The organism is Synoicihabitans lomoniglobus, assembly GCF_029023725.1.
Classification (GTDB): Bacteria; Verrucomicrobiota; Verrucomicrobiia; order Opitutales; family Opitutaceae; genus Actomonas; species Actomonas lomonigloba.
The window spans coordinates 4,060,768-4,081,840 of record NZ_CP119075.1 but is presented as its reverse complement, the minus strand read 5'-3'; the positions used below and the strand labels follow the sequence as shown (position 1 = coordinate 4,081,840).

Here is a 21,073-nt window from a genome sequence, read left to right as displayed (position 1 = left end):
GATGTCGAAGCCGGAAATTCTCGTTGGGATCGTCAGCGAGGTTGAAAATTCGGCACAGGCCGTGAGCATGCGCGACGATGAAATTGGTTTCTTGGAACGTAAACGGACTACGGGCGGTGCTGAAAAAGGACTTTCTCGACTATTTCACCGCGACGTCGCCCGACGTGCTTTGTCTGCAGGAAACCAAGTGTCACCCCGGTGATGTTGCTCAAGTCGAGTGGCCGGCCGGATACACGGCCTATTTCAGCGCGGCGGTGAAGAAAGGCTACAGCGGCACGGTGGTCTTCACGAAGCGACCGCCGCTGAGCGTGCGCGAAGGCATTGAAATCGAAGAGCATAGTTTGGAGGGGCGCGCTCTCACGGTCGAGTTTGAGGATTTCTATCTCGTGAATGTTTACGTGCCGAACGCCCAGCACGAGTTGCGTCGACTCGACTACCGGCAGCGTTGGGATGTCGATTTTTGCACTTATCTGCAGACGTTGGAAAAGTCGAAGCCGGTCGTGTTTTGCGGTGATCTCAATGTGGCGCACAAGGAAATCGATCTCGCGCGGCCCAAAGCCAATGTGGGAAACCCGGGATTCACGATCGAGGAGCGGGCGGGATTTGACCGGTTTATCACGGCAGGGTTTGTCGACACGTTTCGCGAGTTTGAGCCCGGCCCGGGACATTACAGTTGGTGGACCTATCGGGCGGGGGCGCGCGGGCGCAACATCGGGTGGCGTATCGACTATTTCATGACTTCGGCCGCTCTGCGTCCCCGGTTGAAAAACGCCTGGATCAGCCCGGAGGTCATGGGCAGCGATCACTGTCCCGTCGGTTTGGAACTCTCATGAGCAAAGCAAAAAAGCAGACCGCCGCGGATGTCGCGACGCCCGTTCCCACCACCTCGCGCTGGGCGCGCCCCGCGGCGTCGACCGTGCACGGCACCGGCCTTTATGCGTCGGAGCCGATCCCCAAGGGCACGCGGGTCATCGAGTATGTGGGGGACAAGATCACCAAGGCGGAGTCGGACCGACGCGAAGCAGCGCGACTGGCGCGACAGGAACAGGGGGACGATGGCTGCGTTTATCTTTTCGAACTTAACAAGCGCTACGATCTCGACGGCGACGTGGAGTGGAATACCGCCCGTTTGATCAATCATTCCTGCGAGCCCAATTGTGAGACGGAGAATGCCAACGGTCACATCTGGATCAGCGCCTTGCGCGACATCGCGGCGGATGAGGAATTGAGCTACGACTACGGTTTCGACTGGGAGAACTGGCGCGACCATCCCTGCCGTTGCGGCTCGCCCAAATGCTTCGGTTACATCGTCAAACGAAGCCAGCGCAAGAAGGTTACCAAAGTGATCAAAGCCGAAGCCGAGGCGGCCAAGAAGGCCCGGCGCAAGGCCAAGGAAAAAGCGAAGCGAAAACAGGCCGCCGACGCGAAGCCGAAAGGTCGCAAGAAGAAGCAGGATAAAAAGTCGGATCGCCCCAAGCGGGAAAAGAAAGCGGGCAAGAAGAAGTGACTCCGGCTGATCTCACGGCACTGAAGGCGCTCCTCACGGCTCCCCCGAGCCGCACGCTGGCCGTGGCGGAGAGTCTGACCTGTGGCCAGCTCCAGGCGGCGATCGGGTCCGTTTCGGGGGCGAGTGCATTTTTTCTCGGTGGAATCACGGCTTATACGCTCGAACAAAAAGTGAAGCATCTCGGGGTCGATCGGACGACGGCGGAGGCTTGTAATTGCGTCAGCGAAGCCACCGCACGGGAAATGGCGCGGGGAGCCCTGGCCATGTTCGGGGCGGATCTGGCCGTGGCGACCACCGGTTATGCCGAGGCCGATCCGACGGGAGGCATCACCGAACCGTTTGCCTGGTGGGCATTGGCCGGGCGCGCCGGGATGGGGGTGTCCACCGAGGCGCTCAGTGGTCGCATTGCCTGCCCGGGTCTGTCGCGGGTGGCGGTGCAAGCAGCGGTCACAGCCGGGGTGTTGCAAGCGTTGGTCACCCATTTGCGATCCCCGCGCGGATAACCCGGACACAAAAATGCCCGGATCGATTGGAGCCGGGCAGTGAGAACGAAGTCTCGCCGTCGTTTACGGAGCGATCTGCGAGAGAAACTGCATCAACGGCCCGATCTCAGGTTGAGGCTGCACCCAGTCGCCTTGCACGATTTCGGGCAGCGAGTAGCGGGTGTTGTAGAAGTCGCGGTTGGCGTTGTTGTTGGCCGAGAGCCAGCCGGCCTTGAGGGTGGCACCGGCGAACAGCCCCTTCTTTTTGGCGTAAACCAACACCGGGGTGGCGAGGATCTCTTTGTTGATGCGTTGCACTTCGGCGACCTTGGGACCGGCTACGGCCGCGGCGTCGACGCCCACGTTGAACCGTCCCTTATACAGGAGTCGGGCGGTGTCTTCGTTGGTGAGCACAAAAATGGTTTCCACGGCGGCGCCCCCCAGCTGCAAACCGAAGCTCGCTTCGCCGGCGCTGACAAAGGCCGGCAGGCTCCAGGTGCCGTCGGCCCGGCGGGCGATGTAGAGGCCGTAGCCATCTTTCACCCCGAACAAAAAGCCGGCTTTGAATTGGTTGGTGATGACAATCGCCTTCGCGTTCTGCAGCACTTCCCGGGGGATGGCGTAGTTGGGATCGGCCTGAAACTCGCGCAGAATCGCTTCGCACGATTCGATGCGGGTCACGTAGTCTTCATGCGAAAGACTACGGGCGGCCTGAGTGGTTCCAGTCAGGCAAAAGGCGATCAAGGCGAGGGAGAGAAAACGCTTCATAACAATCTTTACTGCGACGCACTATGCACGGGAGCGCAGGTTTGGGAATTACGAATTACACCCGGTGCGCGCGACTTGTTCCAATGGTGGACAGCGGGTTGCGGGTCGGGTTCAATCCAAATCGCGTTCGGCGAGATCGTCTTCGTCCCAGCCGAAGTAGTGTCCCAGTTCGTGGAGGTAAGTGATGTGCACCTCATCGAGAAAGGTTTCGCGGTCATGTTCCGCATAGTCCCAGAGGTTGGACAGAAACAGGAGAATCTGGGTCGGAGGCCCCACCTCGTCGCCGATCGAATCGCCGTGCGCGGGACCCACAAACAAACCGAGAATGTCGGGCTCAAATTCCGCCCCCAGAATCTCGGGGGAAGGGTGGTCATGGCACAACACGGGGATACGCTCGGCGTGAGGGCGCAGGGGGGGCGAAAGTTCTGCGATGGTGGCGGAGATTTCCGCGGCGGCAATTTTGCGTAGGTCGTTGAGAGTCACATGGAAGGATTTGGGCGTTACCTATTACAAAAATATTTACGCAACAGAATTGCATGCGAGGAAGAAGGCACTCACACGCAATACAGATCGGCGCGATATTCTCGCTCGATGCTAAACAACACCTAAAAAAAGAATACCCATGAAACTGTCGCGTCTTGTAGTTGCGGCAACTATTACGCTCTCTGCCGTAACCGGCACGGTGAGCGTCTCCTACGCGGCGGATTCAACTGCCGCTGCGAAAGCACCGGTCACACCGGCTCGGATTGATGTGCTGACGGCTGAACTCGGTCTGAGTGCCGAGCAGTCGACCGCCATTAAACCCCTCCTCAAAGCTCGTTCCGATGAGCTCAAATCCATTCGCACCAACATGGCGTTGGACGAAGCTGGCAAAAAATCCGCCACCTCGGCCGTTATGGCCAGCTATGGTGAGCGTATCCGCGCTGAGCTGACCTACGTGCAAGCCGCCAAGTATTCGATGTTCATTCGCGCGGAGAACGGTCTCTCGCCCAAGCGCATCAACGTGCTGATCGTAGCGCTGAGCCTGACCCCGGAGCAAGGTGCCCAAATCGGGCCTCTGCTCACCGCCCGCAAAGCCGAGCGTCAAGCAGTCCGGGCCGACATGAACCTGGATGCCGATGCGAAAAAGGCCTCCGATGCGGCGATCATGAAGAAGTATGGTGCGTTGATTCGCCCGCTCCTCACGCCGGCGCAGGATGTCAAATACACCGCTTTGATCCGCAGCGAAGTGGGTCTGAAGCCCGCCCGTATCGATGTGCTCGCCGAAGCGCTCGGTCTCAGCGAAAACCAAATCGTGGAAATTGCCCCGTTGCTCAAAGCGCGTGGTGCCGCCCTCTTGGCCGTAACGCGCGATGCGTCGATGGATGATGTCGCGAAGAAAGCCGCCAAGTCCACCATCATGAAGGACTACGGAGCCAAGATCCGCGCTCAAATGACCGCCGATCAACGCGCCGGATACCGCGCCCTCATCAAGGCGGAAGCGCTCGCCCGCGCCTGATCGCAGGATAAATAACCGCAACTCGTATTGCTTTCGGCCGTCGTCCCTCGGGGCGACGGCCTTTTTTTTTTTGGCCAAATTTCCGGCCCGGCCAAGGTGCGCATTGTCACCCGGCCATCATCCGTGCATGCGTGATCGCCAATGAGTTCCTTGCGTATTGCGGTCGTGGGTGGTGGCGCGGCGGGTTTCTTTGCCGCCATTCGGGCGGCGGAGGTCAACCCGAACGCGCGCGTGATGATTTTGGAGGCCACGGCCTACGTGTTGGCCAAGGTGCGTATTTCGGGAGGAGGGCGTTGCAACGTCACCCACGCCTGTTTCGACCCGCGGGAACTGGTCAAACGCTACCCTCGGGGCGCGCGCGAGTTGATCGGTCCGCTGCATCGATTCGGGCCGACTCAAACCGTCGCGTGGTTCGCGGAGCGAGGCGTCGAACTCAAAACCGAAGGCGATGGCCGCATGTTCCCCATCACCGACGATTCCGGCACGATCATCGATTGCTTGCGGCAGACGGCGGCCGACAAAGCCATCGGGGTGCGGCTGCGCACGCCGGTGCGTGAGGTGGTCCATTTGGAGGACGGCGATGGATTTCAACTGACCCTCGGCGACGGCAGTATCGAGCGCTTCGATCGGTTGATCGTAGCCACCGGCGGGAATCGCGGTTCGGGCGGGCATGCCATCGCGACCGCGTTTGGTCACACCATCGAGCCGCCGGTGCCTTCGTTGTTTACCTTTCAAATTGAGGATCCGTTGCTGCGTGGTCTGGAGGGGTTGGCGGTGCCCGATGCCGAGGCGAAGGTGCCGGGCACGAAACTCAAACAAGTGGGGCCGGTGCTTATCACACACTGGGGGCTCAGTGGTCCCGCCATCTTGAGATTGTCGGCGTGGGGGGCGCGGGAATTCGCCGCGTGCGACTATCGGTTCACGGTGCGCATCGCATGGAGCGGCGAATCCAACGAAGAGAAAGTGCGGGCGCAGCTCGCGGCGGGGCGGCAGTCGCTGGGGCGCAAACAGGTGTCCAACGCCAACCCGATCGGGTTGCCGGGACGGCTTTGGGAACGTCTGCTGCAAACGGCGCAAGTCGACCCCACCACGACCTGGGTGACGCTCTCCAAGGTGGGCCTGAACGCCCTCGTGCGGGCGGTGGCGGCCACCGAGTTTGCCGTTACGGGCAAGAGCATGAACAAGGAGGAATTTGTCACCTGCGGCGGCGTGCGACTGCGCGAAGTCGATTTCAAAACCTTGGAAAGCCGGAAGCAGGCCGGACTCTATTTCGCCGGGGAGGTGCTCGATATCGATGGGATCACCGGCGGGTTTAATTTCCAGTCGGCGTGGACCACGGGCCACATCGCCGGATCGGCCGCCGCCGGGGAAGTGTAACCATAATGGTTACACTTCTCCCGCCGCGGCGGGCGGATTCTGGCTTTCATTTTTCCCGACTCACCGTTCACCCTGTCGTCCGTGCCTACTTACTTTGAGCTGTTGGGGTTGATCCTGCCGGTGTTCGCGATGATCGCGATTGGTTCGGGGGCGCGCTTTGCGGGCTGGCTGACGCCGGCGGCCGACGTGAGCCTCATGAAGCTCGTGGTCAATGTGCTCTACCCGGCGCTGATTTTTCGGGCCGTGCTGGGCAACCCGGCGTTGAGCGATCCACGCAATGTGTATTGGCCGCCGTTGATTGGCTTTGTCACCATGGCGTTTGGCATTCTCGCCGCGCTCTGGATCGGGCGGAGGCTCGGCTTCGAGAAAGGGCAGGGGCTGCGGACGTTTGCGTTCGCGGCGGGTATTTATAATTACGGCTACATTCCGATTCCGTTGATGGAGGAGCTGTTCGGACCCGACAGTATCGGTGTGCTGCTCGTGCACAACGTGGGGTGCGAGGCGGCCGTGTGGACGGTCGGGGTGCTGGTCGTATCCGGGGTTTCCTTACGCGACGGGTGGCGACGGTTGATCAGTGGACCGGTGATCGCCTTGTTGCTGGCGACAGTGGGCAATGTGGTCGGGTTGGACGAAGTGATGCCGACCGTGGCCGACCGGGTGATCAGCACGGCGGGCGCCTGTGCGATTCCGATGGGGTTGATTGCGATCGGCGCGACGTTGGCGGAATACCTCACCAAGCCGTCGCAGCTGTTTTCGCGACGGATCACTCCCATGGCGTGCGCGTTGCGTCTGGGATTGTTCCCGGCGGTGTTTTTGGTGGTGGCCAAAGTGCTGCCGATCAGCCCGGAGATGAAACGGGTCATGATTGTCGAGGCGGCCATGCCGGCGGGCATCATCCCGATCCTCATCGCCAAGCACTATGGGGGCCAGCCGCTCACCGCCGTGCAGGTGGTGCTGGGCACCACGGCGGTGGGGCTCGTGGCGATTCCCCTGTGGTTACGACTGGGGCTTTCCTGGGTGATGTAGGAAATTGCAGGTTGCGGATTGGCGAATGCGGATTGAGATGCGAAGGCATGGAGTGGATCGCTGACCCGCAGATTTGGATTTCCCTGTTCACCCTCACGGCGTTGGAGGTGGTGCTCGGGATCGATAACATTATCTTCATTTCGATCCTCGCGGGCAAGTTGCCGGCGGAGCAGCAGGACCGGGCACGCAAGACCGGCCTGATGCTGGCGTTGGTGACGCGGATCCTCCTGCTCATGAGCATTTCCTGGCTCATGAAGCTCACGACCCCCTTGTTTGTGATGCCGGTGTTGGGCAACGGGGTATCGGGGAAGGATTTGATCCTGCTCATCGGGGGGCTTTTTTTGGTCGGGAAGAGTGTGATGGAGATACACGAGAAGCTCGAAGGTGCCGATGGTCACGCCACCGCCAATCTGGGCACGGCCACGTTTGGGGCGGTGGTGGGGCAGATCCTGGTGTTGGATATCGTGTTCTCGTTGGACTCGGTCATCACCGCGGTCGGTATGGCGGACGTGCTGGGCGTGATGGTCGCGGCGGTCATCATCGCGATCGGAATCATGCTGTGGTCGGCCAAGTCGATCAGCGACTTTGTCAATCGGCACCCGACGCTTAAAATGTTGGCATTGAGCTTTTTGATTCTCATCGGGGTGATGTTGATCGGCGAAAGCATGGGGCATCACATCCCCAAAGGTTACATCTATTTCGCCATGGCGTTCTCGTTTGGCGTGGAGATGTTGAACTTGCGGATGCGGGCGCGAAAGAACGCCAAAACTCCGGTGGAGCTCAACCAGCCTTACCGTTGAGGGGACGGCGTCGGTGACGCGGTCGAACCGACCCCATGGTGGAACCGGTCGAACTTGTTCAGCTTCATCTTGCCGGTTGGCGCAAAATTTGCGTCATTTTGCCCAATGCAAAAACGACTACTTCGCTCGCTGATTGTTCCTGTGCTCGCGGTTGGTTTTCTCGTCGGGTGTGCCTCCACCGATGCCAAAAAGGACGACAACACCGAATACGAATACATCAAAGTCACCGGCAGCAACATGCGCATTAAGGTGAAAAAAGGTGAAAAATATGACGGCGGCACCACCGGCGTGAGCACCGGTTCTAGTCTGGAGACGCACGAAGTCCCTAATCAAGCCGAAGCTCCGGCTGGCGCGGCGGGCGGCTGATCGAAAACTTCCTCAAATTCTCCCTCGCTACGGTTCGAGCGCCGCTCGTAAACGTGCATTTCGTGTGCTAGGATCGCCAGAGTCGAATCAGTTCGATACCCAAATTTTCAATGGGATCGAGCTTGAGCGCGACGACGTGCATCGCGGGTAGCAAAACGCTCAATACGGCCATGCCGATCATCCAGCGTCGGGCTGAATCCAAGGGAGCTTCGATCAATTTGATTACCCCCCATAGAATCACCGGTAGAACGATGGCGGAGGAGCGACTCATGTCGGATGCCAGCACGAAGGAGATCCCGGCGGTGGCCAGGAAAACGCTTCCCATCCTCAAACGATGACGCGGATTCGCATACCAAAAGGCCACCCCGATGGGTATCCAAGCGGCCCGAAGCCCCATCCACCAAGCCAAGGGCGCTAAGCCGATGCGCGGAATGCAGGCCCGGAGGTTTTCTTGCAAAAACGATTGCTCCACTTCTCCAGTCAACGGATTGCCCCCGAACGCGATGCGAATGATCGGATAGATCATCAGGAGCAGGGCCAGCCAAGCGTCACTCAGCCGCAGGAGATTCTGCTGGTGGAGAAATCGCACGGTCAGCGCCAAGGGGAGTCCGATCAAAAAGCGTTCGTCGACCCACGGGATCGTTAGCACGACCACGGCGAGCGCCGTTCGGTGAGGCGAAAAGCTGATGACGAGAAGGCCGAGCCAAACCCAAGCGTCATTCATGCCCAGCCAGTGTATGGGGACGAGGACGGCAGATGTGGTCGCGACGGTGAGCGTGCCCGCGAAAATCACCGCCCAATCAGTCGTGCGCTGCATCAACAATCGCGCGATATAACCCAGCAGTAGAACGACACCGGCCCAAGGAATGATGAACGCGGCGGTATTGCGCAGACCAAGCGTGTGGGCGATCAGGGGGGCCGCTAGTCTCCATCGCATCGCGGGCTCGATATCGGTTCTAAACGGCTGTTCGCATTGGAGCAGAAACGTTTGGGCCCGATCCCATTGAAACGAGCCGGGAAAATATCCCGTCATCAACCAGAGCCTGGGAGCGAAAAAAATCTGGGACACCACGATGGCTCCTCCCACGACCAGGAGCAGTCGCAAGAAGCATTGGAGCTGTGATTCGTCGTGATGGGGTGAGGGCATGCGGAGGTGAAATAGATTCGGAACACGCTTGATGCTAGTCTGGACGACGGGCGGCGATCGCCCATTCGTAGGCGTTGACATAGCTGGCGGCGGAAGTCCGCCAGCTGAAATCGCGGGCCATGCCATTGCGTCGTAACTGGCGGTATTCGTCGGGGCGGTCGTAGTAGGTGGCGTTGGCCCAGCCGATAGTGTTGTAGAGCGCCGGCGCGGTGGCGTCCTGAAACTTGAATCCGGTGCCTTCGCCGGTGTCCTCGACGAATTGTTCCACGGTGTCGACCAACCCGCCCGTGGCCCGCACGATGGGCGGAGTGCCGTAGCGCATGGCGTAGAGTTGAGTGAGACCGCAAGGTTCGGCGCGACTGGGCATGACGAAAAAATCGCTGCCGGCTTGAATCAAGCGCGCGAGCTTGCCGTTGAAACCGACGTGCAGGCCGAGCCGTCCGGAGAATTTTTCCGCCAGCTCGCGGAATGTCGTTTCGAGAGCGCCGTCGCCGCTGCCGAGCACGGCAAACTGCACGTGCATGCGGTCGAGCACGTAGGGCAATGCTTCCGCCAAGAGGTCGAGCCCCTTCTGCGTGGCAAAGCGCGACACGACCCCGAACAACGCGATATGCGGGTCGATCTCCAACCCGAGTTGTTTTTGCAACGCGGCTTTGCAGGTGGATTTACCGCCGAAGTTTGCCGAGGTGTAGTTAAATGGCAGCGCCTTGTCGGTGGCGGGATTCCACGTCGATTCGTCAATGCCGTTGACGATGCCCAACAGGTCGGCGGCCCGAAAACGCAGCACGTGATCCAGGCCGAAACCTCCCGCCGCAGTCTTGATTTCTTCAGCGTAGGTCGGGCTGACGGTGGTGATCTTGGTGCTGTGGTAGAGCCCCGCTTTCATCATATTGACCTTGCCGTGCGACTCGGTGCTGTCGGCGCGAAACTCGGCCACCGGCACGTGGGCGAAGTCGAGGGCCCGCCGGTCGCAGTAACCTTGGTGCTCCAGGTTATGGATGGTGAACACTGTCGCGGCCCGGCCGATGGGAGTGTCGCGCAACGTCGTATTGAGCAATAGGGGAATGAAGCCGGTGGTCCAGTCGTGGCAGTGGATAACGTCGGGGATCCAGTCCAGTTGCTGGCACAGCGTCAGCGCTCCCCGACAAAGGAAAATGAAGCGCAGATCGTTGTCGGGATGGTCGCCCCACGGCCCGGCATAGACTTCCGGCCGGCCGAAGAACTGGTCGTGCTCCAAGGCGTATAGCGGCACCTGCGAGCCCGGCAGGTGGGTCGTCCAGGTGCGGCCCCAATGCGCGCCCGCGCCGACATCGACGCCGAGGGGTTCGTCGCGGGCCACGATATTGCCGTCGAGCTTCATGCTCGCGTAGGCCGGGCATACGACGCGCACATCGTGGCCGAGTTTGGCGAGATCCTTGGGCAGCGAACCCACCATGTCGGCGAGCCCGCCAACTTTGACGAAGGGCTCAACTTCCGGAGAAACGAAGAGTATTTTTAACGCAGGCACAGCGGGGAGAGGGAGCGTAGAACGGATAACGAGAGATGTCGGGCAGGAGCGGTCAGCGGGTCAGTCGATCGAGTAACGCGGGCAGATCGGTAATGGCGTCCAAAGCGTGGAACCGTTCGCCCTCGGGATCGCGGTCCGCCCGGTCGAGGACCCACGTATGCGGATACGGCACATGAGCGGCGTGAGCGCCGATATCGAGCACGGGTAGAATATCGCTCTTGATGGAGTTGCCCACCATCAGGAATTCGTCGCGAGCGATGCCATGACGGCGCAGGAGACGCTCGTAGGTGGCGGGGTCTTTTTCGGTGACGACTTCAAGGTCGGTGAAGTGCGGGTCGAGTTGGGACAGGCTGAATTTGCGGGATTGGTCACGGAGGTCGCCCTTGGTGATGACAATGAGATTGAAGCGTTGCGATGCGGCGATCTGCGCCACCGTTTCGGGCACGCCGTCGAGGATTTCGACCGGATGGTCCAGCATGTCATGCGCCAAACTAATGATTTCGCGAATCTCGGTGGCCGAGGCCTGCCCGCCGCTCAAATCGATCGCGGTTTCGATGGCGGAGAGGGTGAAGCTCTTGATGCCGTAGCCGTAGCGCGCGAGATTGCGCCGTTCCGTGGCGTTGAGGGCGTCGTCGACCTGAACGCGGTCATGATAGCGGCCCAGCAATTCGCAGAGTTTCTCATGCGTCGCGACAAAGAGCGTCTCATTGTGCCACAGTGTGTCGTCGGCATCGAACCCAATGGTCTTGATCATAGGGCGCTTACGCTTGGTCGCTATCGGGTCCGACGAAAGCGAAAATCTGATGCTGTTGCGATCGAACACGAAAAAACCCGCTCCGATATCGAGCGGGTTGGATGAATTTTCGAGCGAAAGGGGCGGAATCTAACCCGCTTTGGGCAGGTCGGCGCCGAGGTCGACCGCGTGCGGGTGGTTGCGCTTGCTGAGGCGATCGGTGGAGCGCTTGCGGATCTGGCGATCGAGTTCGCTGACGACCTTGTCGATCGCCACGTAGGCGTCGTCGCCGTTGTCGGAGGCGTTCAGGTCGGGACCGGAAATCTCGATGTGTCCCTTGGCCGTGAATTGACCGTGATGGGACTTGGTTTGGTGGTATTCGATCTCGAGACGGACCCGGACGATACGGGGCTCGTGACGGAGCAGTTTGGCGACTTTTTCGCGAACGTGGGCCTTGATGGCGTCGGTGAGATCGAGGTGGATACCGCTGAGAATCAGTTTCTCTTCGATAACTTCTGGGGGGATTTCTTGGGTCATGAAATGGGGGTTAATAACTGGCGAAGAGGCCAATCATTGCGGGTTGAAGCGGCTGCGTGCAACGGAAACGTCACAATTGGCCGTAAGGTTTAGCGTTTCTTGTTCAGGGCAGCAGAGAACCAGTCGTTGTTGAGGGTGGCGTTGCCTCCGCCGCGTGAATTTGACCGGTTGTCGCGCGGGGCACTGCCGCGATTGTCGCGGCGGGGAGCGTTCCGGTCGCGGTTGCCGCCACCGTTGCCGCCGCCCGATTTGCCGCCGATCTCGGGCGCACTACGCATGGAGAGCGCGATGCGATTGCGGGGCAGATCGATGTCGGTGACCGTTACACGAACCTTTTGGCCGGGTTTCACGTGCTCGGACGGGTCTTTAACGAAGGTGTCGGCGAGTTGGCTGACGTGCACGAGCCCGTCCTGATGCACACCGACATCCACGAATGCACCGAACGCGGTGACGTTGGTGACGATGCCGGGGAGCTTCATGCCGAGTTTCAAATCCTCGGGTTTGTTCACGCTCTCGTCGAAGGCGAAGGCTTCAAACTCCGCGCGCGGATCGCGGCCGGGTTTCGCGAGTTCCGCGACGATATCCTGCAACGTCGGCAGGCCGACATCGGCGGACACGTAGGTTTCGAGTTTGATGCTGCGACGCAGTTTGGCATCGGCGATCAGGTCCGCCACGGTCACGCCGAGATCGGTCGCCATGCGTTCGACGAGGGCGTAGCGCTCCGGGTGAACGGCCGAGGCGTCGAGTGGGTGCACGCTGTCGCGGATGCGTAGGAAGCCGGCCGCTTGCTCAAACGCTTTGGGCCCGAGGCGCGGCACGTCGAGCAGCTCGGCGCGGGTCTTGAACGGGCCGGCATCGTTGCGGCGCGCGACGATGGCGGCGGCGGTGCTGCTGTTGAGGCCGGAGACGTAGGCAAGCAGTTGTTTGGACGCGGTGTTGAGTTCGACGCCGACGCCGTTGACCGAGCTGACGACGGTGTCGTCGAGCGAGCGTTTCAGCGCGGCCTGGTCGACGTCGTGTTGGTATTGGCCGACGCCGATGGATTTGGGGTCGAGTTTCACGAGCTCCGCCAAGGGATCCATGAGGCGGCGACCGATGGAGACGGCACCACGCACGGTGAGGTCGTGGTCGGGGAATTCCTCGCGGGCCACCTCGGAGGCCGAGTAGATCGACGCCCCGGATTCGTTGACGAGCACGACCGTCACGGAGGCGGGGAGCTTGAGTCCGCGAATGAACGCTTCGGTCTCGCGGCCGGCGGTGCCGTTGCCGATGGCGATGGCCTGCACATTGAAGTGCTCGACGAATCCGCGGACCTTTTCCTCGGCTTCGATACCGTGTCGATCGGGGAAAATGACGTCGTGATGGAGCAGTTTGCCCTGGGCATCGAGGAGCACGGTTTTGCAGCCCGTGCGGAAGCCCGGATCGATCGCCATGACGGCGCGCTGGCCGAGTGGTGAGGCGAGCAGGAGCTCGCGCAGATTTTCGGTGAAGACCGTGATGGCGTCGGCATCGGCGCGCTTCTTGGAATCGAGACGCATCTCCGTTTCCATGGCGGGAAAAAGTAGACGCTTGGCGGCGTCCTCGGCGGCGAGATGGACCTGTTGTGCGGCGGCGTTGCTGGCGTCGCCTTTCAAATAGAGTCGATCGAGCTCGGCAAAGGCGAGCGCCTCGTCGGGCAGTTGCACCCGCATCATGATGAAGCCTTCCTTTTCGCCGCGGCGCATGGCCAGCACGCGGTGGGAGGGCGCCTTGGCGAGCGGCTCTGACCAGTCGAAGTAGTCCTTAAATTTCGCTCCGGCCTCTTCTTTGCCAAACATGACCTTGGACGATACCGTGGCTTGCTCGCGGTAGATGGCGCGCAGTTTTTCGCGCGCGGTGGCGTCGTCGCTGATACGTTCGGCGAGGATGTCGCGCGCCCCGGCCAGCACCTCTTCGACCGTGGCAACCGTGTTGGTTTTGGTCTCGTGCGTGACGGAGTTGCCCACGAAATTCGCGGCGGCGGCGGCGGGATCGAACGACGGATCCTGGTCCCATAGCGAGTCGGCCAACGGTTCCAAACCGAGTTCCTTCGCGATCGTGGCGCGGGTGCGTTTTTTCGGGCGGAAGGGCAGGTAAATGTCTTCGAGCTGCGTGAGCGTGGTGGCCGCCTGGAGTGCTTTTTCGAGTTCCGGGGTCAGCAGGCCGCGTTCCTTTAGTCCGCCCAAAATGCTGGCGCGTCGGTCATCAAGCGAGCGCAGGGCTTCGAGCCGATCGCGGATCGAAGTGACGACGACCTCGTCGAGAGAGCCGGTGACCTCCTTGCGATAGCGGGCGATGAACGGCACCGTGGCGCCCTCGGCCAGGAGCTGGGCGGTGGCGGCGATTTGCGCGACGGGCAGGGCTAATTCGTCGGCAAGTTGAAGAACGTGGTCGGGGTTGGGCGCGGAGGCCGTGGTAACAGACATGGATAGCGTAAAAACCGTTCATTCCATGGGTCATGTCCGCATCATCAAGGGCAAAAACCCGCCCGCACCCACTTCCCTGAAGTAGATTCATAACCATAAGTTTATCAGATAATAGCGATAGCTTGTCACCTAATAGGTGACAAGTGGCCTTGCGGGATGACCGCGGGCGTGAGGGCGAGCGGGGGCGGCGCGTGATGGCAAGCGATTTGGGCCTCGAAAAACCATGTTTTTGAAGCCACTCTGATGGCATGTTTCCTCAACATGTGATCGCGCGAAAACGAGACGGCCAGATTTTGACGGAGGCCGAGATTCAGGCCTTTGTCCGGGGGGCCACCGACGGGTCGTGGGAAGACTATCAACTCACCGCGATGCTCATGGCCATTTACCTGAATGGCATGACCGCGGACGAGGTAGCGCTCTATACGCGAGCCATGATGAACTCCGGCGTGGTTGCCGATTTGTCGAATATTCCGGGGGTGAAGGTCGACAAACATTCCACCGGTGGGGTCGGCGATAAAGTATCGTTGCCGCTGGCCGCGATGGTGGCCGCGTGTGGGGTGCCGGTGCCGATGATCAGTGGTCGTGGGCTGGGTCACAGCGGCGGCACGCTCGACAAATTGGAATCGATCCCGGGTTTCAATGTGAACCTCTCGCTCAGCGCCTACCGCGATCAGGTGGCCAGGGTCGGTTGTGCTTTGATTGGACAGACCAAGGAACTCGCGCCGTCGGACAAAAAACTCTACGCGCTGCGCGATGTGACCGCGACGGTCGAGTGCATGCCGCTCATCTGTGGTTCGATCATGTGCAAAAAACTGGCCGAGGGCATCGATGGTCTCGTGCTCGACGTAAAATATGGTCGCGGCGCGTTCATGAAAGACCTCGCGCAAGCGCGTGAACTCGCCGGTGCCATGGTCGACATTGGCAACAAGATGGGCAAAGGCATGCGTGCCCTCATCACCGCCATGCACGAGCCCCTGGGTCGGGCCGTGGGCAATGCCGTCGAGGTGGCCGAATCAATCGCGTGCCTGCGCGGTGAAGGCCCGGCGGATCTTATGGAAGTCACCAAGGCGCTCTGCTCCGAGATGCTGCAACTGGGCGGAGTCGCAGCGGACGACGCGGATGCCCGCGCCCGACTGCAGGCGGTTGTGGATGACGGATCGGCGTTGCGCAAATTTCAGGAAATCATCGAGGCGCAAGGCGGTGATCCCCGCGTCATCGACGACCCGGAGAGCGTGCTGCCCGCAGCCTCACAGCAAGTGCCGCTATTGGCCGACCACGCCGGCATCGTGCAGGACGTCGACGCCATGGAAGTCGCCCTCGCCGCGCTGCGACTGGGGGCCGGGCGAGCCCGCGCACAAGATGCGATCGACCCGGCAGTCGGTGTGACCGCGTTGGTCAAAATCGGCGAGGTCGTCGAAAAGGGTCAGCCTCTTTGTATTGTGCACGCCAACGACGATGACGCCTGGGCCGAAGCCGAGGTGCGCCTGCGCGATGGTATCAAGATCGGCACTACAGCGGCCGCGCCGCCGGCGCTGATCGCCGACCGGATCGGGTAGGAAGGGTCTGGTGCCATGCTCACGAAGGCATGGCCGGGACTTCGATCTAATTGCCTGACCAGTGGTTCATCACGGTATCGTTGATGACACTGCGGAAAGCGATCGCGTCGCGCGGCGTTAGTTTTCCGAGCGCACGTTCAACGAAACGCAGATCGAGGGTGAAGACTTTGGGGCGAACGATGCAGGGTTGGGGTAGGCCGCATTTTTTCCAGTCACGTATCGGCATATCGCCGGTCCACGAGGAATGCTTTGCGGTGGTGATCATGGCTAGAATGACGTGACCGTTCGTGGAGTTGAACGCGGCGGAAGAGAGCACCACGGCGGGGCGCCGTTTTGTCGTCGCACTATCCGTGAAGGGAAACGGGACGACTACCAGGGTGCCCGGCTCAAAGGTCGCGGAAGGCATCGTCGTCGGCTTCGGACATCCATTCGGGAGCGAGCGTCTTCGCGGTTGATTCGGCGAACGTGAGATCGAGTGGTTGGGCCTTGGCGATTTCGATGCGGTCGCCGTTGAAGCGGAAGGCGAGAGCGTCACCCGTGCGCAGACCGAGGGTCAGGCGAACCCGCTGGGGGATGGTGGTTTGCCCTTTGCTGGTAAGCTTCGTGATCAGGGTTTCCATACCGGTAAGGAAAGTAAGGAAATGCGGTTTCGTCAATCTTGCGGAGCGCGCAGGGGGGAGGAGTTCAGTTCCCGGTGAGCCGAATGTGCGCTGTCACCGTGGCATCCTTCCTCAGTGATGCGGGAACCGTAGCGATCGCGTCAGGCTTTTTCCAACTCGACCAAGCGTTCGGCGGCGGCTTCCCACTCGCGGTTGGCGGCGGTGAGCTGGTCGGTCACGGCGGTGAGCTCGCGGTTGAGGTGTTGGGCTTTGCCCGCTTCCTCATAGGTGCCGGGGTCTTCAAGTTCGGCGGTCAGTTCGCCTTGTTTGGCTTCGAGGTCGACGACCTTTTGCTCCAAGTCGCCGACCGAGGAACGCAGTTTGCGGATCTCGGCGTCGCGGTTTTTCGCCGCGTCACGGTCGGGTTTGGCGTTGGTTTTGGCCGCGCTTTTGGCTTGGTCGGGTCGCGCTGCGGTGAAGCCGGCCGTGAGCGCTTCGCGTTCGCCGGTGGCTTGGGATTTCTCGAGGTAGTAGTCGTAGTCGCCGGCGTAGCGCGTGAGGCGGCCGCCGTGCACGTGCAGCACGGTCTCGGCGAGTTGCCGGATGAAATACACGTCGTGGCTGATGAAAATGAAGGTGCCCGCAAAGGCTTTGAGCGCGCTGATGAGTGCGTCGATCGACTGGATGTCGAGGTGGGTCGTCGGCTCATCCATGAGAAGGAGATTGGGCGGATCGACGAGGAGGCGGGCGAGGGCGAGGCGGGATTTTTCGCCGCCGGAGAGCACGGAGACTTTTTTGAAAACGTCGTCCTTGCGGAAGAGGAAGGCGCCGAGGATGGCGCGGGCCTGTTGTTCGGTGAGATCGTTCTCGGCCGTGCGCAACTCCATGACGTTGGCGAGCACGGTTTCGTCGAGCTTGAGGTTGTCGGCGCGGTTTTGCGCGAAGTAACCGGGGTAGACATTGGAGCCGAGCTCGCGCTCGCCGCCGCGGATCGGGATGACGTCGCCAAGAATTTTCAGCAGCGTGGACTTGCCCGCGCCGTTGGGGCCGACGAGGACGATCTTTTCGCCACGTTCGGCGGTAAAGTTGAGATCCTGATAAACGACGTGATCGCCGTAGGCCTGCTCGACGTGTTCGAGCTCGATGACCTTGAGGCCCGAGCGGGGCGGTTGGGGAAAGCGGAAGTTGATCCGCTTGAGCTCCATCTCCGGCGACTCGACCGCTTCTTCTTTCAGGCGGGCGATGTGCTTTTCCTTGGATTTGGCGCGGGTGGCCATCGAGGCCTTGGCGCCGAAGCGATCGACGAACTTTTGCTGGTGGGCGATTTCGCGCTGTTGGTTCTTATAAACCGCGAGCAGCTGCTCGTGACGGGCTTCCTTTTGCTCCAGGTAGTCGTCGTAGTTACCGGTGTATTTATGCAGCGTGGCCCCGCGCAGCTCGAGGATGCCGTTGCAGAGGGCGTTGAGAAAAGCGCGGTCGTGAGAGATGACGACGAGACCGCCGGGGTAGCGGGTGAGGTAGTCCTGGAACCAGAGCAGGGCTTCGAGATCGAGGTGATTGGTCGGCTCGTCGAGGAGCAGGAGCGTTGGCTCGGAAACGAGCAGGCGGGCGAGGTGAGCGCGCATGATCCAGCCACCGGAAAAGGACTTGGCGGGCAGGTCCATGTCGGCGTCCTTGAAACCGAGACCGGCGAGAATTTTGCGCGCACGCGGTTCGAGCGTCCAATCGATGTCGTAGTCGTCGTCATCGTCGCCGTCGAAATCGAGCTTTTGACCGTCGGTGGCGATGGCGATGACGGTTTCGTCGCCGACCGGGGCGCTTTCCTGCGGGAGAAACCCGAAGTCCGCGCCGCGTTCCCATTCGATCACGCCGTTGTCCGGGGATTCCTTGCCCAGGATGAGGTTGAACAAGGTCGATTTGCCCGCGCCGTTGGGGCCCACGAGGCCCAGGCGGTCGGTGCGCGCGACGAAGAGAGACACGTCCGAGAACAGTTCTCGGGTGCCATAGGATTTAGCGACGTCGGCGATGGTGAGCATGTGAACCGGACAACCAAACGGGCCCGGCGGGTCGCGTCAAACCCCGTGAATCGGGCGGTGACGATTCCCGGGCGGCGGCGAGGTTGGAGACTTGCCATGCTTCGGTGCGGTTTCATCGTCGGGATTCGTTGTTCGCGGCCCCCCGCTTTATTTTGTTCCCCCGCTTCCCCGAAAACGATGACTGCTAAAGAAATGATGGCCGAAATTACGGCTCAAATTGGCCCGATCGAGGCCCGCAAGTTAGTCTTGGACGCCTATAATGCCGAGATCGTTTCCAATCGGTTGGGCCGGCTGGAGCATCAGGGGCAAACCCGTCCGCCGTTGGTCCGTGCCAAGCGGGACCTGCTCGAATTAGCGGTGGAGCGCGTGCATCAGGTCGTGTCGTTGATGGAGTGATCCTCCGCACCGCGAGACAGCGCCGGATGGTGGTCGTGGGTTGCGAGTGTTTCAGCCCACCAATGTCAACGCCACGACGCCGGTCACGGCAATGAGCCCGCCGACCATCGATCGCGCCGTGGGGCGATCTCCTTCGATCCAATAGGAAAGCGGGATGATAACGAGTGGCGTGGTGGCCACAATCGGTAGGACGATCCCGGAAGGCGTCCCCGCCAGCGCCCATTGATAGCAACTCACCCCGATCACGGGTCCGCAGAGTCCGTTGCCGACCACGAAGGCCGCTCCGCGCCAAGTGTAACCATTATGGTTACACTTGCCCGTGGGGGGCGTTTCCCGCGTCAGGAAATGACGCACGAGGAAAAAGCCGCCGGTGATGAGCAAACCGCCGGTGATGCGTTGATAGGCGGCGGTGATGCCATCCACCTCCAGCCCGGCCGCGGCCGAAACCTGATACGCGTGTCGGCTCAGCACGGCGCCGAGACCCTGGCCCGCTGCGGCGAGGAAACCGCATAAGAAGCCAACTCGCGTAATGGGCACCTTGGGCGGATGGCGAGGTGAGGGCATCAGTGCGACCGTCACACCGATCAAAATCACCGCCGCCCAGGCCATCTGCAGAGGGGCGAGACGCGTATCCATCCACATCCACTCGGCCTGCATGGCGATCGGGACGGCCACGCATTGGCACATGAGCACGGTGAGGCGGGAACCGAGGCGAGGCAGGGCGGCGAACAGGGCCAAGTCGCCCAAGCCCATGCCGATCACGCCGCTGAGCAGGAAACCATTGCGCCCCGCTCCGCCCATGCCGCCGCCGAATCCATGCGCCATCGCGCCCAAGCACACGAAGGCCACCACCAGCCGGCCCAGATTGGCCCGAGTTGAACCCACCGCTGCGATCGACCGATTCGCCAGGATGGCCGAAAAGGAGAAAAAGATGGTCGTAAGAATGGAGGCGAACATGGCGAAGGCGTGGCGCGCGCGGTGCGCGGTAGCGCGCCATCAGGCAGGTCGCGGACCCGGTGGCAATACCGGCCCCCGCTGTGGTTCATCGAATTCCTGCTTTTTGTGCTTCTGTGCGGGCGAGCGCGGTCTAGGTTGACCCGCACATATGAAAGCCAAACGCCAAAAGCAGCGTCCTGAAGATCTCAACGCCAAGCGAGCCACCCGCAAGGGACCGATTTCGAAGTATTTGGCTCGCCACTACCGTCACTTCAACTCGGCCGCCCTGCTCGATGCCGCGAAGGGTTACGAGGACCATCTCAAGGTTGGCGGCAAGATGTTCGTCACGCTCGCCGGCGCCATGTCCACCGCCGAATTGGGTATCTCGCTCGCCGAGATGATCCGTCGCGGCAAGGTGCACGGCATCGTTTGCACCGGGGCCAATCTGGAAGAGGATGTGTTTAATCTCGTGGCCCACGATTACTACGAGCGCGTGCCGGGCTACCGTGACCTCACGGCCGACGACGAGCAAAAGCTGCTCGATCGCCACATGAATCGCGTGACCGACACCTGCATCCCGGAGATGGAAGCCATGCGGCGCATCGAAAAGGCCGTGCTGGCCGAGTGGACCAAGGCCGACGCCGCCGGCGAACGCTATTTCCCGCACGAGTTCATGTATAAGCTCCTGCGTTCGGGAGTGTTGGAGAAAAGCTACCAAATCGATCCGAAGAACTCGTGGCTGTTGGCCGCCGCGGAAAAGAATCTCCCGATCATTGTGCCGGGCTGGGAAGATGCGACGTTGGGCAACATGTTCGCCGCCGCCGTCATCCGCGGTGACGTCAAAAACGTGCACACCGTGCGCACCGGCATCGAATACATGACGTATCTGGCCGAATATTACACGAAGACGGCCAAAACCCTCAAAAATGGCGAAGGGTCGATCGGCTTCTTTCAGATCGGCGGCGGTATCGCCGGCGATTTTCCGATCTGTGTCGTGCCCATGCTGCATCAGGACCTGGAACGTTCCGAGGTGCCGTTGTGGGGCTACTTCTGCCAGATCAGCGACTCGACCACGAGCTACGGCAGCTACTCCGGCGCCGTGCCCAACGAAAAAATCACGTGGGGCAAACTGGCCTCGTCGACGCCGAAGTTCATCGTCGAAAGTGACGCTACCATCGTCGCTCCGCTGATCTTTTCCTGGGTGCTGGGAGAGTAGGGCGCCAGACGCGAAATCGTATCCGGTTTTTGGACCCCACGGCGGCCGTCCCGGCCGCCTTTTTTGGGCCCGCGTCCGCCGGTGCCAACAGAGTGAATACGCCCGGTTTTACACGTAATTCACGCGAGGTGTTTGTGGCTCC

At 61.0% G+C, this 21,073-nt stretch carries 22 protein-coding genes; 11 read left to right on the top strand and 11 right to left on the bottom strand.

Translation table 11 applies throughout. The features are described 5' to 3' along the window. Positions 1 to 77: 77 nt before the first annotated feature. The 3 genes from PXH66_RS15770 to PXH66_RS15760 are packed head-to-tail and all read left to right on the top strand — an operon-like array spanning position 78 to position 2,010. Positions 78 to 833 carry an exodeoxyribonuclease III gene (locus PXH66_RS15770; protein WP_330930501.1) on the top strand — a complete coding sequence of 252 codons (756 nt, stop codon included), beginning with the start codon at positions 78 to 80 and terminating at the stop codon, positions 831 to 833. Continuing rightward, positions 830 to 1,507: an SET domain-containing protein gene (locus tag PXH66_RS15765; protein WP_330930500.1), complete on the top strand. Its 678-nt coding sequence runs from the start codon at positions 830 to 832 to the stop codon at positions 1,505 to 1,507. The genes PXH66_RS15770 and PXH66_RS15765 overlap by 4 nt, the downstream gene beginning before the upstream one ends. Beyond that, a complete protein-coding gene (locus PXH66_RS15760) occupies positions 1,504 to 2,010 on the top strand; it encodes a CinA family protein (RefSeq protein WP_330930499.1) in 507 nt (168 codons plus the stop codon). Before PXH66_RS15765 ends, PXH66_RS15760 begins: the two co-directional genes overlap by 4 nt. 63 nt (positions 2,011 to 2,073) lie before the next feature. Here the strand turns inward: PXH66_RS15760 and PXH66_RS15755 are convergent, their stop codons facing one another. Together PXH66_RS15755 and PXH66_RS15750 are read right to left on the bottom strand one after the other, a co-directional pair. Beyond that, positions 2,074 to 2,757, bottom strand: a complete 684-nt coding sequence (locus PXH66_RS15755; RefSeq protein WP_330930498.1) for a lipid-binding SYLF domain-containing protein — start codon at positions 2,755 to 2,757, stop codon at positions 2,074 to 2,076. A gap of 111 nt (positions 2,758 to 2,868) precedes the next feature. Further along, positions 2,869 to 3,240 carry a metallopeptidase family protein gene (locus PXH66_RS15750; RefSeq protein WP_330930497.1) on the bottom strand — a complete coding sequence of 124 codons (372 nt, stop codon included), beginning with the start codon at positions 3,238 to 3,240 and terminating at the stop codon, positions 2,869 to 2,871. A gap of 139 nt (positions 3,241 to 3,379) precedes the next feature. On the opposite strand from PXH66_RS15750, the gene PXH66_RS15745 reads away from it, so the two are divergent. The 5 genes from PXH66_RS15745 (at position 3,380) to PXH66_RS15725 (ending at position 7,824) form a co-directional block, all read left to right on the top strand. Next, positions 3,380 to 4,255, top strand: a complete 876-nt coding sequence (locus PXH66_RS15745; protein ID WP_330930496.1) for a hypothetical protein — start codon at positions 3,380 to 3,382, stop codon at positions 4,253 to 4,255. A 141-nt stretch (positions 4,256 to 4,396) separates the two neighbouring features. After that, positions 4,397 to 5,632, top strand: a complete 1,236-nt coding sequence (locus tag PXH66_RS15740; RefSeq protein WP_330930495.1) for a BaiN/RdsA family NAD(P)/FAD-dependent oxidoreductase — start codon at positions 4,397 to 4,399, stop codon at positions 5,630 to 5,632. Between the two features lie 81 nt (positions 5,633 to 5,713). Continuing rightward, entirely contained in the window at positions 5,714 to 6,658 is a 945-nt protein-coding gene (locus tag PXH66_RS15735; protein WP_330930494.1) for an AEC family transporter, read from the top strand. A gap of 47 nt (positions 6,659 to 6,705) precedes the next feature. Next, a complete protein-coding gene (locus PXH66_RS15730) occupies positions 6,706 to 7,458 on the top strand; it encodes a TerC family protein (RefSeq protein ID WP_330930493.1) in 753 nt (250 codons plus the stop codon). 54 nt (positions 7,459 to 7,512) lie between these two features. Then, positions 7,513 to 7,824, top strand: a complete 312-nt coding sequence (locus PXH66_RS15725) for a hypothetical protein (RefSeq protein ID WP_330930492.1) — start codon at positions 7,513 to 7,515, stop codon at positions 7,822 to 7,824. A gap of 67 nt (positions 7,825 to 7,891) precedes the next feature. On the opposite strand, the gene PXH66_RS15720 is transcribed toward PXH66_RS15725, so the two are convergent. The 5 genes from PXH66_RS15720 to PXH66_RS15700 form a co-directional block, all read right to left on the bottom strand. Continuing rightward, positions 7,892 to 8,971: a hypothetical protein gene (locus PXH66_RS15720; protein ID WP_330930491.1), complete on the bottom strand. Its 1,080-nt coding sequence runs from the start codon at positions 8,969 to 8,971 to the stop codon at positions 7,892 to 7,894. A gap of 34 nt (positions 8,972 to 9,005) precedes the next feature. Beyond that, entirely contained in the window at positions 9,006 to 10,478 is a 1,473-nt protein-coding gene (gene glgA, locus PXH66_RS15715) for a glycogen synthase GlgA (RefSeq protein ID WP_330930490.1), read from the bottom strand. A 52-nt stretch (positions 10,479 to 10,530) separates the two neighbouring features. Beyond that, positions 10,531 to 11,232, bottom strand: a complete 702-nt coding sequence (locus PXH66_RS15710; RefSeq protein WP_330930489.1) for an HAD family hydrolase — start codon at positions 11,230 to 11,232, stop codon at positions 10,531 to 10,533. Between the two features lie 129 nt (positions 11,233 to 11,361). After that, complete coding sequence (gene hpf / locus PXH66_RS15705; RefSeq protein WP_330930488.1) at positions 11,362 to 11,748, bottom strand: ribosome hibernation-promoting factor, HPF/YfiA family; 387 nt, start codon at positions 11,746 to 11,748, stop codon at positions 11,362 to 11,364. Positions 11,749 to 11,837: 89 nt separating this feature from the next. Continuing rightward, a complete protein-coding gene (locus PXH66_RS15700; RefSeq protein WP_330930487.1) occupies positions 11,838 to 14,192 on the bottom strand; it encodes a Tex family protein in 2,355 nt (784 codons plus the stop codon). Between the two features lie 248 nt (positions 14,193 to 14,440). Here PXH66_RS15700 and PXH66_RS15695 point away from each other — a divergent pair, with 248 nt between their 5' ends. Further along, positions 14,441 to 15,748: a thymidine phosphorylase gene (locus PXH66_RS15695; protein WP_330930486.1), complete on the top strand. Its 1,308-nt coding sequence runs from the start codon at positions 14,441 to 14,443 to the stop codon at positions 15,746 to 15,748. A 46-nt stretch (positions 15,749 to 15,794) separates the two neighbouring features. Here the strand turns inward: PXH66_RS15695 and PXH66_RS15690 are convergent, their stop codons facing one another. The 3 genes from PXH66_RS15690 to PXH66_RS15680 form a co-directional block, all read right to left on the bottom strand. After that, positions 15,795 to 16,154, bottom strand: coding sequence for a type II toxin-antitoxin system PemK/MazF family toxin (locus PXH66_RS15690; RefSeq protein WP_330930485.1), 360 nt, complete (start codon positions 16,152 to 16,154; stop codon positions 15,795 to 15,797). After that, positions 16,135 to 16,368 carry an AbrB/MazE/SpoVT family DNA-binding domain-containing protein gene (locus PXH66_RS15685; RefSeq protein ID WP_330930484.1) on the bottom strand — a complete coding sequence of 78 codons (234 nt, stop codon included), beginning with the start codon at positions 16,366 to 16,368 and terminating at the stop codon, positions 16,135 to 16,137. Before PXH66_RS15685 ends, PXH66_RS15690 begins: the two co-directional genes overlap by 20 nt. Before the next feature lie 140 nt (positions 16,369 to 16,508). Then, positions 16,509 to 18,383, bottom strand: a complete 1,875-nt coding sequence (locus PXH66_RS15680) for an ABC-F family ATP-binding cassette domain-containing protein (protein ID WP_330930483.1) — start codon at positions 18,381 to 18,383, stop codon at positions 16,509 to 16,511. 177 nt (positions 18,384 to 18,560) lie between these two features. Between PXH66_RS15680 and PXH66_RS15675 the strand changes: the two genes are divergently transcribed. After that, entirely contained in the window at positions 18,561 to 18,779 is a 219-nt protein-coding gene (locus PXH66_RS15675; RefSeq protein WP_330930482.1) for a hypothetical protein, read from the top strand. Between the two features lie 51 nt (positions 18,780 to 18,830). On the opposite strand, the gene PXH66_RS15670 is transcribed toward PXH66_RS15675, so the two are convergent. Continuing rightward, positions 18,831 to 19,736, bottom strand: a complete 906-nt coding sequence (locus PXH66_RS15670) for a DMT family transporter (RefSeq protein ID WP_330930481.1) — start codon at positions 19,734 to 19,736, stop codon at positions 18,831 to 18,833. A 148-nt stretch (positions 19,737 to 19,884) separates the two neighbouring features. Between PXH66_RS15670 and PXH66_RS15665 the strand changes: the two genes are divergently transcribed. Beyond that, positions 19,885 to 20,931, top strand: coding sequence for a deoxyhypusine synthase family protein (locus PXH66_RS15665; RefSeq protein WP_330930480.1), 1,047 nt, complete (start codon positions 19,885 to 19,887; stop codon positions 20,929 to 20,931). Positions 20,932 to 21,073: the final 142 nt, after the last annotated feature.